Genomic DNA, 13,949 nt, shown 5'->3' with positions numbered 1-13,949 from the left:
CCGCGTTTCGGCCCGCGGTCTCTTCGTTGTGGGGGTCGTTCTCCCCCCCCCCCCCCCCCCCCCCTCGACTCTACAATTGAGGCATGTCCTTCAAAACAGAACCCACCCTGCGCCAGGCCGTAGCCGACGCCAGCGCCCGCCTCGGCGGTATCGACGCCCGCCACGAGGCCGAACTGCTGCTGCTGCACGTGCTGGCCCGGCCGCGCAGCTGGCTGTTCGCACACGCCACCGATCCGCTGCCCGCCACCGATCTGGCGGCCTTCGACGCCCTGCTGGCGCGCCGCGTGGCCGGCGAACCGGTGGCTTACCTGACCGGCCGCCGCGGCTTCTGGACACTGGACCTGGACGTCGACCCGTCCACCCTGATTCCGCGCCCGGAAACCGAGCTGCTGGTGGAACTGGCGCTGGAGCGCCTGCCGGCCGATCGCGACCTGCAGGTGGCCGATCTCGGCACTGGCAGCGGTGCCATCGCCCTGGCCTTGGCCAGCGAGCGCCCGCAGGCCCAGGTGCTGGCCACCGACGCCAGCCCCGGCGCGCTGGCGATGGCCGCGCGCAATGCCGCCCGTCATGAACTGGGCAACGTGCGCTTGGCCGAAGGCGGCCACGACTGGTATGCGCCGCTGCAGGGCCAGCGCTTCGACCTAATCGCCAGCAACCCGCCTTACATCGCCAGCGATGACCCGCACCTGCAGCAGGGCGACCTGCGTTTCGAACCGGCCACGGCGCTCGCGTCTGGCCTGGATGGGCTGGATGACATCCGCCGCATCGTCGCCGGCGGCCAAGCGCACCTGCTGCCCGACGGCTGGCTGCTGATAGAGCACGGCTGGGACCAGGGCGAGGCGATCCGCGCGCTGTTCGAGCAGGCCGGCTATGCCCAGGTGCAGACCGCGCAGGACCTGGAGCAGCGCGACCGCATCACCCTGGGGCAGCGCCCAGCCTAGAATGGAGGTTCTCCTGCCTTGGCAGGGCATCACCCTGGAGCTGCAAGCATGCGTACGCTGTATCCCGCCATCACCCCCTACGACGTCGGCACCCTGAAAGTCGACGACCGCCACACGCTGTACTTCGAACAGTGTGGCAACCCGGACGGCAAGCCGGTGGTGATGCTGCACGGTGGTCCGGGCGGCGGCTGCAACGACAAGATGCGCCAGTTCCATGACCCGTCCAAGTACCGCATCATCCTGTTCGACCAGCGCGGCGCCGGTCGTTCCACCCCGCATGCCGACCTGGTGGACAACACCACCTGGGACCTCGTTGCCGATATCGAAAAGCTGCGCGAACACCTGAAGGTGGACCGCTGGCAGGTGTTCGGCGGCAGCTGGGGTTCGACCCTGGCCCTGGCCTACGCCGAAACCCATCCGCAGCGCGTGACCGAGCTGGTGCTGCGCGGCATCTTCATGCTGCGCCGCTGGGAACTGGAATGGTTCTACCAGGAAGGCGCCAACCGCCTGTTCCCGGATGCGTGGGAGCACTACCTGAAGCCGATCCCGGCCGTGGAGCGCCACGACCTGATCTCGGCCTTCCACCGCCGCCTGACCAGCGAAGACGAAACCACGCGCCTGGAAGCGGCCAAGGCGTGGGCGGTGTGGGAAGGCGCGACCAGCTTCCTGCACGTCGATGATGACTTCATCAACAGCCACGAAGACCCGCATTTCGCCCTCGCCTTTGCCCGCATCGAGAACCACTACTTCGTCAACGGTGGCTTCTTCGAGGTGGAAGACCAGCTGCTGCGCGACGCGCACCGCATCGCCGATATCCCGGGCGTGATCGTGCACGGCCGCTACGACGTGGTGTGCCCGCTGGCCAACGCCTGGGACCTGACCAAGGTGTGGTCGAAGGCCAAGCTCGAGATCACCCCTGCTTCGGGCCACTCGGCGTTCGAAGCGGAAAATGTGGACGCGCTGGTGCGCGCCACCGATAGTTTCGCCTGATCGGTAGCGCCGGGCCATGCCCGGCGGCATTCCGTTCCGCTGCCGCGATGCCGCTCGCCGGCCATGCCCGGCGCTACCGCGCATCCGAATCCCATCCACGCATGGCGTGGATCTACTGCACCCGGTAGCAACGCTTACCGGTAGCGCCGGGCCATGCCCGGCGGAATTCCGTTTCGCCGCCGCGATGCCGCTCGCCGGCCATGCCCGGCGCTACCGCGCATCCGAATCCCATCCACGCATGGCGTGGATCTACTGCACCCGGTAGCAACGCTTACCGGTAGCGCCGGGCCATGCCCGGCGGCTTTCCGTTCCGCTGCCGCGATGCCGCTCGCCGGCCATGCCCGGCGCTACCGCGCATCCGAATCCCATCCACGCATGGCGTGGATCTACTGCACCCGGTAGCAACGCTTACCGGTAGCGCCGGGCCATGCCCGGCTGCATTCCGTTCCGCCGCCGCGCTGCGGCTCGCCGGGCATGGCCCGGCGCTACCGCGAAGCCGAACCCCATCCACGCATGGCGTGGATTACCAGTCGCCGGCCAGCAATGCGTCGGCCAGCACCTGCAGCTTCGGCGAGTGCTGCCGCGACGGCGGGTAGATCAGCGACAGCGCGCGGCTGCGGCCCTCGAACGGCTGCAGCACGCGTTGCAGGCGGCCGTCAGCGAGCGCGTCGGCCACCGCGAAATCCATCACCTGCACGATGCCGATGCCGGCGATGGCCGCTTCCACCAGCGGGTCGCCGCTGTCGAACACCATCCGCGTCGGCGGGGTGAAGTCGCACAGCTGGCCGTCCTGCCGGAACTGCCAGTCCACCACGCGTCCGCTACGCAGGTTGCGTACCGCCAGGCAGGCATGCTCGTGCAGCGCGGCGATATCCCCCGGCGTACCGCGACGAGCCAGGTAGGCCGGGCTGGCCACGGTAACCCAGCGCAGCGGCCGCAGCGGCCGCGCAACGATGCGCTGGTCGGCAATCACGCCGGTGCGCAGCGCGGCATCGAAGCCTTCCTCGACCAGATCGACCAGACGATCGCTGAGCACCGCGTCCACCTGCAGCTGCGGGTGCTGCTGCAGCAACGGGCCCAGCAGCGGCACCAGCACCTTGCGCCCGAACATCGACGGCGCGCTGATCTTCAGCGTGCCCGAGGGCGTGCACGGGCGGTCGGCCAGCTGACGCTCGGCGTCCTCGAGGCCGCACAGCAGCGGCGCGACCTGGTCGACGAACTGGCGCCCATCCGGGGTCAGCGCCACGTTGCGGGTGTTCCGCTGCAGCAGTTTCACCCCCAGCGTGGCCTCCAGCCGGCCGATCGCGCGCGACAGCCCGGACTGGCTCAGGCCCAGCTGCCCGGCAGCGACGGTGAAGCTGCGCGAAACGGCCACCTGCACCAGCATGCGCACGGCATTGAGGTCCAATGACGATCCATTCATGCCGAAAATCATGACAGATATAGGCGCGTGGGGGTTTATTGATGGCGCCGCATCAATGAGACTGCGCTCCCCACCGATCCACCGCCGCCGATGCCCCCACTCAAGTACCCGCGCTGGGCGCTGACCCTGCTGGCCACCGCCCAGCTGATCATCGCCCTGGACGCCACCATCATCTTCGTCGCCCTGCATGACATGGGCCGCGCGCTGCAGATCAATGCGCAGCAGCTGCAGTGGGTGGTCAGCGCCTACACCGTGGCCTTCGGCGGCAGCCTGCTGCTGGGCGGGCGCGCTGCCGACCTGATCGGGCGCCGCCGCTTCTACCGGCTGGGCATGCTGCTGTTCGCGCTGGCTTCGCTGCTGGGCGCGCTGGCACCAAATGCCACGCTGCTGATCATCGCGCGCGCGGCACAGGGCATCGGTGCCGCACTGCTGTTCCCGGCCACGCTGGCGCTGATCAACACGCTGTATGCCGAGGGCCCGGTGCGCAACCGCGCGCTGGCGCTCTGGAGCATGGCCAGCGCGGTCGGTCTGGCGCTGGGCACCCTGCTTGGCGGCGTGCTGACCCAGGCGTTCGGCTGGCCGGCCGTGCTGGCGGTGATCGTGCCGCTGGCCACCGCCTGCGCCGTTGCCGCCGGTGCCTGGCTGCCGGTCGATGGCCCGCGCGCGCAGGGGCGCTCGTTCGATCTGGCCGGCTGCATCACCGTCACCCTCGGCGGCAGCCTGCTGGTGACCACCCTTGTGCAGGGGCCGGAGTGGGGCTGGACCGCGCCGGCCACGCTGGGCTGCCTGCTGCTGTCGGCGCTGCTGCTGGTGGCCTTCGTGCAGATCGAACAGCGCAGCCGCGACCCGCTGATGCAGTTCGCGCTGCTGCGCCTGCCCGGCCTGCGCGCCGCGCTCGGCCTCACCTTCGCCTTCATGAGCAGCTACGGCGTGCAGTACTACTTCATGGCGCTGTATTTCCAGGATGGCTACGGCTGGAGCCCGCTGCAGGCCGGGCTGGCGTTCCTGCCGGCGACGGCGGTGTGCATGGTCGGCATCCAGCTGGCCGAGTGGGCACTGAAGCGTTGGAGTGCACGCAAAGTGCTGGTGCTCGGCCAGCTGGCCGGCGTTGTTGGCATCGCCTGGGTCGCAGCAACACTGCCGCACGCGTCTAACTTCTGGCCGCTGCTGCCGGGCGTAGTGGTGCTGAGCATCGGCCAGGGCATGAACTGGACCTCGATGTGGATCGTGGCCGGGCAGGGCGTGCCGGCCGCACAGCAGGGCGTGGCCTCGGGCATGGCTGCCACCGCGCAGCAGATCGGCGGTGCCCTGGGTCTTGCGGTGCTGGTGATGGTGGCCAATGCCGGCGCTGGCGTTGCAGGTTCGCCCAGCGCGCTGGCCGGGCTGGTGCGTGCCGAGTACGGCGCCGCGCTGTTCGCCCTGTTCGGCGTGGTCATCGCGCTGGGCCTGCGCCCGGCACCGGTAGACTGCAGTTCCCTTGATGGACAGGCCAACAACGCATGATCGAACTGCTCGACCTGCAACAGACCCTGCACGCGTTCGCTGCCTGCAACGACGACCATGCGATGTACCAGTCCTTCGGCTGGGTGCATGCCACCGACGGTGACCTGCTGCAGGCACGCTTCTGGTTGCCGCCCAACGAGGAGACCGCGTTCGACGATGACAGCGAGGTGCCGGCCGAGGCGCACGCGCTGGGCCTGTCCACCTATCTGGAACCGGCGACGTTCGCCGACGTGCTCGACGTGCAGAAGCGGCAGCGCCCGTTGTCCACGCTGGCCGAGTACGCGCAGGCGCTGGCGTACTACCACGAGTACGATGCGTTCCAGGGAGTGGAAGGCATCGACGAGGCGCTGGGTGAGGCGACCGCTGCAGATCGGGCGGCGGCGCGTGATGCCGGTGTTGGCGCAGGCATCTTTGCTTCGTTCGATCTACAGCTGCTGGCCTGCGCGGACGATCAGTTGAAGGCGACCGCACAGCGTGTGGCCCACCTGCACGAGGTACCGGTGGGTGAAGCGCTGGCACGCTGCCGTGCGTTGCCGCTGCTGCTGGGGCAAGCCCTGGATCGCAACCGCGCGCAGGCCATCAAGGATCAGTTCGAAGCCATCGGCGCGACCGTGCACGTGCACGGCTTCAAGCCGTTCCCGTGGATGGATGCGCCTACGCTGCGGTAGCGCCGGGCCATGCCCAGCGGCATTGCAGTGCGCCGCCGCGATGCGGCTCGCCGGTCATGGCCCGGCACTACCGGGCTTCGGTCAGCCGGCCGCCAGCAACCCTGGCTGCAACGCGCTGAAGATCCGCGCCAGGCGCTCGGCCCACGCCTGCTGCCCGGCCACATCGGCAATCAGGTCCTGGCGGATTTCCAGTTCCACATGCACCAGGCCGCGGCCTTCGCCATGGACCGGCACCGCGTAATCGCTGGTGCTGCTCACCGAATACGGTTCGTTGTCGCCCACCACCAGGTCGCCTTCATCGCGCAGCGCCTGCAGCAGCGCCTGGGCGAAGCGGGTGTCCTGGTGGTACAGCACGCCGGCGTGCCACGGCCGCGCCGCGCCGTTCATCGCCGGGGTGAAGCTGTGCATCATCACCAGCAAGGTGGGGCGGCCGGCATCGCGGCGTGCGTCCAGCTCGGCATCGATGCGTGCGTGATACGGCGCATGGATGGCGTCGATGCGCTGCTGCCGCTGCGCCGCCGACAGTCCGGCGTTGCCTGGCACTACAGTGTGGTCACTTACTTCCGGGATCAGCGTGGGCGAGGCCAGCGGCCGGTTGCAGTCGATCAGCAGCCGCGAATAGGTTTGTTCGATCGCCCAGGCATCCAGCAGCCCAGCCAGCGCGCGGGTGGTGCCGGCGATGCCGATGTCCCAGCCAATGTGGCGGTCCAGTTCTACCTGCGCCAGGCCCAGGCCGTTCAATGCGCGCGGCACCTGCTGGCCGGCATGGTCGGCCAGCAGCAGGAACGGTGATGCGCCCTGCGCGCGGTGGATCGTGTAGATCGCAGGATCGTCGGCGCCCAGCAGGGCCGGCACTGCACGCAGGCCGGCGTCAGCCACGCGGGCGTCCATCCAGGTGGTGCTCGATCATCCACAGGCCGGCCCAGAGCTTGGCGTCCAGCGCGTAGCCTTCGCCCATCTTCTGCACCAGCCAGGCGGCAGCCTGTGCACGCGGAATCTCATGCACGGTGATGTCTTCGCTGTCATCGCCGCCGCCTTCGCCGATGCGGCGCAGGCCGGTGGCGCGGACGAAGGCGATCTGCTCGCTGCTGGCACCGGAAGACGTCGGGCCGATCATCAGCACTTCGGCGTGCTCGGCGGTCCAGCCGGTTTCTTCTTCCAGCTCTCGCACGGCCGACGCTTCAATCGACTCGCCCGCCGTGATGTCGCCGACCAGGCCGGCCGGCATCTCGATGGTGGACGACTGCAGCGGCACGCGGAACTGCTCGACGAACACCACCTTGTCCTCGGGGGTGACCGCGATGATGATCGCCGCCAGGCCACCGGCATGGGTGCGTTCGCTGTATTCCCAGCTGCCGCGCACGACCATGCGCTGGTACTTGCCTTCGTAGACGACGCGCGGGGCTTCGGTGTTTCTCTGGCTCATGCGGGCTCGCTGGAGGAGGGGAGGGAATGGTCGGGACCGGCCGCGGTGGCCGAACCGGGATCGTTGACGCCTGCGGCGCTGAACAGCCGCCGGCGGGTCAGCGGGCCGAAGCGCAGCGCCTGGCACAGGCCGCCCAGCAGCTCCGGGTCCGCCGCCTGGCGCAGCAGGCCCGGCTGGCAGCCTTCCAGCGGCGCGTCCAGCGCGATGGTGGTCAGCTGTCGCCAGAGCTGGGCGTGTTCGCGCTGCTCGCGCAGGCGCACGGCCATCTGTGCCGCGCCGCGCAGGCGCAGGAACGGCACTTCGTCCAGGCGTTCGTACAGCGCGTCCATGCTGCCGAAGTGGGCCAGCAGCACCGCCGCCGATTTGGCGCCGACACCGCTGATTCCGGGAATGTTGTCCACCGCATCGCCACACAGGGCCAGGTAATCGGCGACCTGGTGTGCGTGCACGCCGTGCCGAGCCTTTACCCCGGCCACGTCCCAGCGCTGGTTGCGTGCATAGTCCCACTGTTCGTCGTGGTCCAGCAGCAGCTGCGACAGGTCCTTGTCGGCGGAAATGATCAGGCCGCGGTGGCTGTGCCGGTGCTGGTGCAGCGCGCTGCCGATCAGGTCGTCGGCCTCGTAGTCATGGTGGGCCAGCACCACCAGGCCCAGCGCCGCGCACAGCGCCTTGCAGTGCACGAACTGGCGCTTCAGCGCTTCCGGCGCAGGGTCGCGGTTGGCCTTGTAGGCCGCATACAGGCGGTGGCGGAAGCCGCTGTCCAGCGCCTCGTCGAAGGCGATGGCGATGTGCCGGGGGCGCTCGCGCTCGAGCAGGTCCAGCAGAAAGCGGGCGAACCCGTGCACCGCATTGGTCGGCCAGCCCTGGCTGTCCTGGAACTCGTCCGGCAGCGAATGCCAGGCGCGGAACACATAGATGCTGGCATCCACCAGGTACAGCGGTGGCGGCAGCGGCACGGCATTCACGGCGCTCACTGGCCGGTCCAGTCCTGCAGCAGGGCCGCGGCGTCCGGCCGCTCGCGCTCGGGCACGTCGGCCTTGGACGTGCCGATATGGATGAAGCCGGCGATGCCTTCGCCCTCGGCCAAGCCCAGGTGGGCATGCACGGCGGGGTCGAAGGCCATCCACGCGGTCAGCCACTGCGCGCCGAAGCCCAGCGCCTGGGCGGCCTGCAGCAGGGCGAAGCAGACGCAGCCGGCGGTCATCAGCTGCTCCTGCTCGGGCACCTTGGCGTCCGGGCGCGGGCTGGCCACCACCACGATCACAACCGGGGCGTGGCTGAAGCGCTGGCGGTCCTTCTCGAACACCGCCTCGCCGGCCTGCGGATCGCGCTGGCGGCTGCGTTCGACCAGGAAGTCCCCCAGGGTGTGACGGGCATCGCCGGCAATCTTCAGGAAACGGAACGGGACGCGCTTGCCGTGGTCGGGCACGCGGACGGCCGACTGCAGCATGCGCAGCAGGGTGGCCGGGTCCGGGCCGGGCTCGCCCAGCTGCCGCGAGGGCACCGAACGGCGGGCGTCGAGGGCGAGCAGGGCTGCGGGGTCGGGCATGGAGTCTGAACCGGTCATCACGGGCTGAAGATTATAGTCGGGGCGGTTGGTGACGCTGTCTGCGTCGCGTTTGCCCTTTCACTATCAAACTGTGATGAACGTCATGCCACTGCCGGGCATCCGGCGAGCCCTGCCCCTCGCCTCGCAGGCCCCGCACGGCTTAGGATGTCCGTCTTGCCGGGCCGCCGGTCGTGAGGTTTGAAGTGAGGACTGTTTCACTGTCCGTGACGGGCTGGCCGGCCTACCATCGACGATCCGGTACATGGGGTGTACCGGTCGTCGCGATGTCCATGATGCCTGTCGTACCAGAGAAGGTGGGGAGCCTTCCCGAATGATGAGTGCGCCCACTCAGATGGGATCGTCGGGTCGTGACCCGGCCCAGCTCCAGCGTGCGCGGGACGCTGTCCTGCCCGCGCTGGGCCAGGCCTTCGGCGCGGCGTTGGCGCGGTTTGACGATGCCCTGTTCGACCGTGCCGGCAATGCCGGCTCGTCGCAGTTGCTGTTCCTGGATGCCATGCGCGAACTGCGCCGGCGCCGGGACGAGATCACCGCGGCATTTGCCGCTCACCTGGACCAGGCCTGGGCCGCGCTGGCCGAAGGCCATCCGTTGTCAGCCGAAGCCACCCTGTCCGGGCCGGCCGAGGAAAGCCTGAGCCTCATTCCCGAGCATGTCCTGGAATCGCGGCTGGCGGTGCGCAACTTCGCCACCGTGCTGCTGCGCGATTTCAAGCCGGTGCTGGCCCGCCTCGACCGCCGCCTCGGCTGGCTGGTCGGCGGTCTGGACCTGGACGCCGACCTCGATCCGATCAGCCCCGAACACCTGGGCGTGGCCATCCACCAGGCCTTCGCCGGGTGCGAGCTGGCACCGGAAGTCCATCTGGTGCTGATCAAGCTGTGTGAGCGCGACATGCGCACGCCGGTGGGCCGCATCTACGAGAAACTGGACGAGCAGTTGGCGGCCGCCGGTGTGATGCCGCAGATGGGCGCCCCGCGGCGACCGCTGTCGGCGGCCCCGGCCCCAGCCCCGCAGGCACCGCACGGGCTGGACGACCTGGTCGAGCAGCGCCAGACGTCGGGCTTCGAGACCGAATTCAGCGACGAGGAGCAGGCCGCACCGGCCTGGGCGCAGCGGTTTGCCGCGCGCTGGTCCGAACGTCGTGGCCACATGCAGCAGCAGCTGCCCGGCGAACATGGCATGCCCGGCGGCGCGTCGGCCGCGTCGGCCGGGTCGGGCGAAGCCTATCCCGGCCAGCAGGGCATGCTGCTGGAGGCGCTGCAGGAACTGCTGCAGCAGACCCGGCATGTCCGCGAGGACGCCACGTCGGCCGCGCAGGTGGCGGTGGGCCAGCATCGCCCGCTCAGCCAGCGCGAGATGATGTCGGTGCTGTCGCTGCTGCAGGCCACGCCCAGCGCCACCCTGCGCGCGGCCATCGGCGAGGACGGCGAATCGCTGGCGCAGCGGCTGAAGAGCGAAGTGCTGTCCAACGCCACCCGCCTCGGCGTGGACCCCAGCCAGACCCGGCTGGACCCGCAGGACGAGGATGCGATCGACCTGGTCGGCATGCTGTTCGATGTGATGCTGGACGAACGCGAACTGGAAGGCCGCTCGCGGGAGCTGATCGGCCGCCTGGTGGTGCCCTTCGTCAAGGTTGCCATGCTCGACCGCCGCATGTTCGTGCAGAAGACCCATCCGGCCCGCAAGCTGCTCAATTCGCTGGCCGAGGCCTGCGAAGGCAACACCGGCGAAAGCCAGGCCGAGCGCATGCTGATGGCCAAGGTCGAGGAGATCATCGAGCGGCTGGTTGCCGAGTTCAACGAGAACCTGGCGATCTTCCTGACCCTCGAAGAAGAATTCCGCGATTTCCTGCTGCAGCATCGCCGCCGCGTGGAAATCGCCGAGCGCCGCGCCGCTGAAACGCAGCGTGGCCAGGAAAAGCTGGAGATGGCCCGCAACCGCGCCGGCGCCGAACTGGACCGCCGCATCGGCGATGCCACCCTGCCGCCGGCGATCGCCGAATTCCTGCGCCAGCCGTGGCAGCACCACCTGACCCTGGCGCTGCTGCGCGAGGGCGAGGACGGCGCGTCCGTGGCCGAGGCACTGAGCTTGGCCGATGGCCTGCTGGAGGAAGTGGCCGAGGCACGCCGGCACATCATCGGCAAGCCGTGGCTGCAGGCCTGGCAGCCGGTGCTGGCCAAGGTGTTCGCCAGTGTCGGCGTGCACGGTGACGCGGCCTCGGCCGCCATCGATGCGCTGCACGGCACCCTGCAGGGCATTGCCGAATCGCGGCCGGAACTGCAGCGCGCGCTGCCGGAACTGCCGCAGGTCGCGCTGCCGACCCCGCCGGTGCCCGAAGCCAGCGCCGTGGAGTTGGCCGGGCAGGTCGATACCGATGATTTCGACAATGCCGACGCCGATCGTTTCCGCCGCATGGAAATCGGCAACTGGCTGGACTTCGTCGACAAGGACGGCAAGGTCCAGGCCGGCAAGCTGTCCTGGATCAGCCCGATCTCCTCGCGCCTGCTGTTCGTCAACCGCCGCGGCGTGCGCTTCTGCGTGGCCTCGCCGGAAGAACTGGCAGTCATGGTGCGGCTGGGTCGCCTGCGCGCCCACGTCGATGATGGCGCCTTCGACAGTGCCATGCAGGGCGTGATCGATCGCCTGGACCCGGGCAGCGCCACCCTGCACTGAGGGGTGGCTGCCTGCTAGGATCGGGAGAACTCACCGATCAGCGGGGACCTGCATGGCCGTGGCGTTGCTGGGGATGAAGGAGACCGCGCCGGGCGAACGGCGCGTGGCACTGACGCCGGAAACGGCGCGCAAGCTTGGGGCCTTGGGCATCACCGTCTGGTACGAAGCCGGCGCCGGACTGGCTTCAGGCTTCCCCGATGCCGCCTATGACGATGCCGGCGCACGCGCCTTCGACGCCGGCCGCTGGAGCGAGATCGACATCCTGCTGTGCGTGCAGGCGCCACCGGCAACGGTGCTGGCCCAGCTCAAGCCGGGCGCCAGCGTGGTCGGCCTGCTGACCCCCGCTGCGGATCCCTCGCTGGCGGCGCTGGCCGGTGACGACCGCCTGCTGTTGTTCCCGCTGCAGCAGCTGCCGCGCACCACGCGTGCGCAGGCCATGGACGTGCTCAGTTCGCAGGCGGGCATGGCCGGCTACAAGGCCGCGCTGATCGCCGCCGAGCGCGCGCCGCGCTTCTTCCCGATGCTGACCACGGCGGCCGGTACCGTGCGCCCGGCCAAGGTGCTGGTGATCGGTGCCGGCGTGGCCGGCCTGCAGGCGATCGCCACCGTGCGCCGTCTCGGCGCGCAGGTGGAAGGCTTCGACGTGCGCCCGGAAACCCGTGAACAGATCCAGTCGCTGGGCGCGCGCTTCCTCGACCTGGGGGTGAGCGCAGCGGGCGAGGGCGGCTACGCGCGCGCGCTGACCGACCAGGAACGCGCCGAGCAGCAGCGCCGCTTGGCAGACCACCTGCGCAGCGTGGACGTGGTGATCTGCACCGCGGCCGTGCCGGGCCGGACGGCACCCACCATCGTCACTGCGGCGATGGTCGAGGGCATGGCGGTGGGCACCGTGATCGTCGACCTGGCGGCCGAAAGCGGTGGCAACTGCGCGCTGACCCAGCCGGGCCAGTGCATCGACCACCAGGGCGTGGCCATCGATGGCCCGCTGAACCTGGCCAGCCGCGGCGCCACCCAGGCCAGTGAAATGTACGCACGCAACCTGCTGAACTTCATCACCCTGTTCGTACAGGGCGGCCAGCTGGGCTTCGACTGGGAAGACGAACTGCTGGCGAAGACGCGCTGGCTGGCGTGACCGGACCCGCACGCTGTAGAGCCGAGCCGATGCTCGGCTTGCGCAGAGGCGATGAAGCAGCCGAGCGTGGGCTCGGCTCTACATAGAGCTGCACGCGGCTTTGAAGCGGCAGCGCCGGGCAATGCCCAGCGAGCGCGGCGGCCCGCACCGGATCCGCCGGGCATGGCCCGGCGCAACCCAATTACCGCGGCTTCGCCGGCGGCGGATTCTCCCGCACCCATTCCTTGCGCTGTTCCGGCGTCATGTCCGTCCAGCGCTCGCGCAGCGCATCGCGCTGGGCCGGGCTCAGCGTGCGCATCTGGCCGAACAACGCGCGCGCCTGCTCTCGCTGTTCCGGACTCATGTGCTCGAAGCGGCGCAGGCCGCGGCGGGCCTTGTCGCGTTCTTCCGGGCTCATCGACTGCCAGCGCTGGCCGTGCGAGAGCATGCGATGGCGCTGGCCGGCATCGGCGCCGTTCCAGCGGTCACGCAGCGGCGCCAGCAGCGCTTCGCGCTGGGCCGGGCTGAGCTGTTCCCAGTTCGGCAGCGCAGCACTCGCGCCCGGCGTCGCGGCGGGCGCAGGCGTGGGCGTCTGTGCCAGCAGCGGCGCGGCCGGCAGCAGGATCAGGGCGAACAGCAGGGGCAGGGTGGGGCGTCGCAGCATGGTTCTCACTCCATCGCCAGGTCGGTGTCGCCCAGCCATAGGTACATGTCGGGATTCTCGTCGTACAGCGCGCTGTTGTCTTCCACCGCGGCCACCGTTGGTGCCGGGGCCGGACCGGTGTGCGTGCGCGGGCCGGTGAACTGCACGCCGATGCCCAGCGCCATCACCAGCGAACAGGCACTGGCCAGCCACCAGCGCCAGCGCCCCCGGTGCGCCGCGTGGGCGCCGTGGCGGGCCTGTCGCAGGCGCGCCAGGGTGGCCGGCGACAGCGACTGCAGCGATTGCGCGTGCAGGCTGCGCAGGGCGTCATCGGAGGGCAGAGAGCGGTTCACGGGTGGTTCTCCAGGTAATCCTGCAGCGCCTGTCGGGCGCGTGCCAGATGGGTCTTTACCGCGCCTTCGCTGCAGCCCATGGTGCGGGCGGTGGTGGCCCCGTCCAGGTCCTGCAGCACGCGCAGGGTGAAGGCTTCGCGCTGGCGGGCGGGCAGGGTGCGCAGGGCCTGCACCAGCTGCTGGTACCGCTGGTGCTGCTCGTGCGCCTGCGCCGGGTCCGGGCCGGGGTCGGCCCAGTCGATGTCGGCACCGTCGGCATCGTGGTTGTCGCGCCAGAACGGCAGGCGGAAGCGGCGCCGGCGCTGCAGGTCGATCACCCGCCGGCGCAGGATGCTCCAGAACAATGGCGCCCATTCGGCGGCCGGCTTGTCGGCGTAGTCCAGCATGCGCAGCAGGGCATCCTGTACCGCGTCCAGCGCATCCTCGCGCTGGCGCAGGCCGGCCTCGGCGAAGCGGAAGGCGCGCGGGCCGACGCTGGCCAGGAACGCGTCCAGCGATGCCGGCAGGGCATCGGCGTCGGCGGTCGGGGGGAGGGGGCTGCTCACCAGCACAGGGTACGGTTCCTCGCTCGGGGTCAACATCGACAACGCGTGAGCGCGCCTTTGGTTGACCGGAGTGCGCGTCGGGTTCAGCCCGTGGTTATGATGGGGCGA

At 69.9% G+C, this 13,949-nt stretch carries 14 protein-coding genes; 6 read left to right on the top strand and 8 right to left on the bottom strand.

Translation table 11 applies throughout. The features are described 5' to 3' along the window. Positions 1–83 precede the first annotated feature (83 nt). Both prmC and pip read left to right on the top strand, forming a co-directional pair. On the top strand, positions 84–941 hold the full coding sequence (prmC, locus tag FJU31_RS02605; protein ID WP_150453350.1) for a peptide chain release factor N(5)-glutamine methyltransferase: 858 nt from the start codon (positions 84–86) through the stop codon (positions 939–941). A 48-nt stretch (positions 942–989) separates the two neighbouring features. Then, positions 990–1,931, top strand: coding sequence for a prolyl aminopeptidase (gene pip / locus FJU31_RS02600; RefSeq protein WP_150453349.1), 942 nt, complete (start codon positions 990–992; stop codon positions 1,929–1,931). Between the two features lie 523 nt (positions 1,932–2,454). On the opposite strand, the gene FJU31_RS02595 is transcribed toward pip, so the two are convergent. Next, positions 2,455–3,354, bottom strand: coding sequence for a LysR family transcriptional regulator (locus tag FJU31_RS02595; RefSeq protein WP_246161191.1), 900 nt, complete (start codon positions 3,352–3,354; stop codon positions 2,455–2,457). Positions 3,355–3,444: 90 nt separating this feature from the next. Here FJU31_RS02595 and FJU31_RS02590 point away from each other — a divergent pair, with 90 nt between their 5' ends. Both FJU31_RS02590 and FJU31_RS02585 read left to right on the top strand, forming a co-directional pair. Then, positions 3,445–4,857 carry an MFS transporter gene (locus tag FJU31_RS02590; protein WP_150453348.1) on the top strand — a complete coding sequence of 471 codons (1,413 nt, stop codon included), beginning with the start codon at positions 3,445–3,447 and terminating at the stop codon, positions 4,855–4,857. Next, a complete protein-coding gene (locus FJU31_RS02585) occupies positions 4,854–5,525 on the top strand; it encodes a DUF7716 domain-containing protein (protein WP_150453347.1) in 672 nt (223 codons plus the stop codon). Before FJU31_RS02590 ends, FJU31_RS02585 begins: the two co-directional genes overlap by 4 nt. An 81-nt stretch (positions 5,526–5,606) precedes the next feature. On the opposite strand, the gene FJU31_RS02580 is transcribed toward FJU31_RS02585, so the two are convergent. From FJU31_RS02580 to FJU31_RS02565, 4 genes are read right to left on the bottom strand one after another with little or no spacing between them, the layout of a single operon-like run. After that, positions 5,607–6,404 carry an N-formylglutamate amidohydrolase gene (locus FJU31_RS02580; RefSeq protein ID WP_150453346.1) on the bottom strand — a complete coding sequence of 266 codons (798 nt, stop codon included), beginning with the start codon at positions 6,402–6,404 and terminating at the stop codon, positions 5,607–5,609. Then, on the bottom strand, positions 6,397–6,951 hold the full coding sequence (locus tag FJU31_RS02575) for an NUDIX hydrolase (protein WP_150453345.1): 555 nt from the start codon (positions 6,949–6,951) through the stop codon (positions 6,397–6,399). The genes FJU31_RS02580 and FJU31_RS02575 overlap by 8 nt, the downstream gene beginning before the upstream one ends. Then, on the bottom strand, positions 6,948–7,937 hold the full coding sequence (locus FJU31_RS02570; protein WP_150453464.1) for a 5'-3' exonuclease: 990 nt from the start codon (positions 7,935–7,937) through the stop codon (positions 6,948–6,950). The genes FJU31_RS02575 and FJU31_RS02570 overlap by 4 nt, the downstream gene beginning before the upstream one ends. Next, positions 7,922–8,500: a nitroreductase family protein gene (locus FJU31_RS02565; protein WP_150453344.1), complete on the bottom strand. Its 579-nt coding sequence runs from the start codon at positions 8,498–8,500 to the stop codon at positions 7,922–7,924. The genes FJU31_RS02570 and FJU31_RS02565 overlap by 16 nt, the downstream gene beginning before the upstream one ends. 331 nt (positions 8,501–8,831) lie before the next feature. Here FJU31_RS02565 and FJU31_RS02560 point away from each other — a divergent pair, with 331 nt between their 5' ends. After that, positions 8,832–11,189 (top strand): DUF1631 domain-containing protein, encoded by a 2,358-nt coding sequence (locus FJU31_RS02560; RefSeq protein WP_150453343.1) that lies wholly within the window; start codon positions 8,832–8,834, stop codon positions 11,187–11,189. A 52-nt stretch (positions 11,190–11,241) separates the two neighbouring features. Next, positions 11,242–12,321, top strand: a complete 1,080-nt coding sequence (locus tag FJU31_RS02555) for an NAD(P) transhydrogenase subunit alpha (protein ID WP_150453342.1) — start codon at positions 11,242–11,244, stop codon at positions 12,319–12,321. A gap of 181 nt (positions 12,322–12,502) precedes the next feature. On the opposite strand, the gene FJU31_RS02550 is transcribed toward FJU31_RS02555, so the two are convergent. From FJU31_RS02550 to FJU31_RS02540, 3 genes are read right to left on the bottom strand one after another with little or no spacing between them, the layout of a single operon-like run. After that, positions 12,503–12,964, bottom strand: coding sequence for a DUF3106 domain-containing protein (locus tag FJU31_RS02550; RefSeq protein WP_150453341.1), 462 nt, complete (start codon positions 12,962–12,964; stop codon positions 12,503–12,505). A 5-nt stretch (positions 12,965–12,969) separates the two neighbouring features. Further along, a complete protein-coding gene (locus FJU31_RS02545; RefSeq protein WP_150453340.1) occupies positions 12,970–13,296 on the bottom strand; it encodes a DUF3379 domain-containing protein in 327 nt (108 codons plus the stop codon). Next, positions 13,293–13,877, bottom strand: a complete 585-nt coding sequence (locus FJU31_RS02540) for an RNA polymerase sigma factor (RefSeq protein ID WP_150453339.1) — start codon at positions 13,875–13,877, stop codon at positions 13,293–13,295. The genes FJU31_RS02545 and FJU31_RS02540 overlap by 4 nt, the downstream gene beginning before the upstream one ends. Between the last annotated feature and the right edge of the window lie 72 nt (positions 13,878–13,949).

This window comes from Stenotrophomonas cyclobalanopsidis, assembly GCF_008710035.1.
Classification (GTDB): Bacteria; Pseudomonadota; Gammaproteobacteria; order Xanthomonadales; family Xanthomonadaceae; genus Stenotrophomonas; species Stenotrophomonas cyclobalanopsidis.
This window is presented reverse-complemented; position numbering and strand designations above follow the sequence as displayed.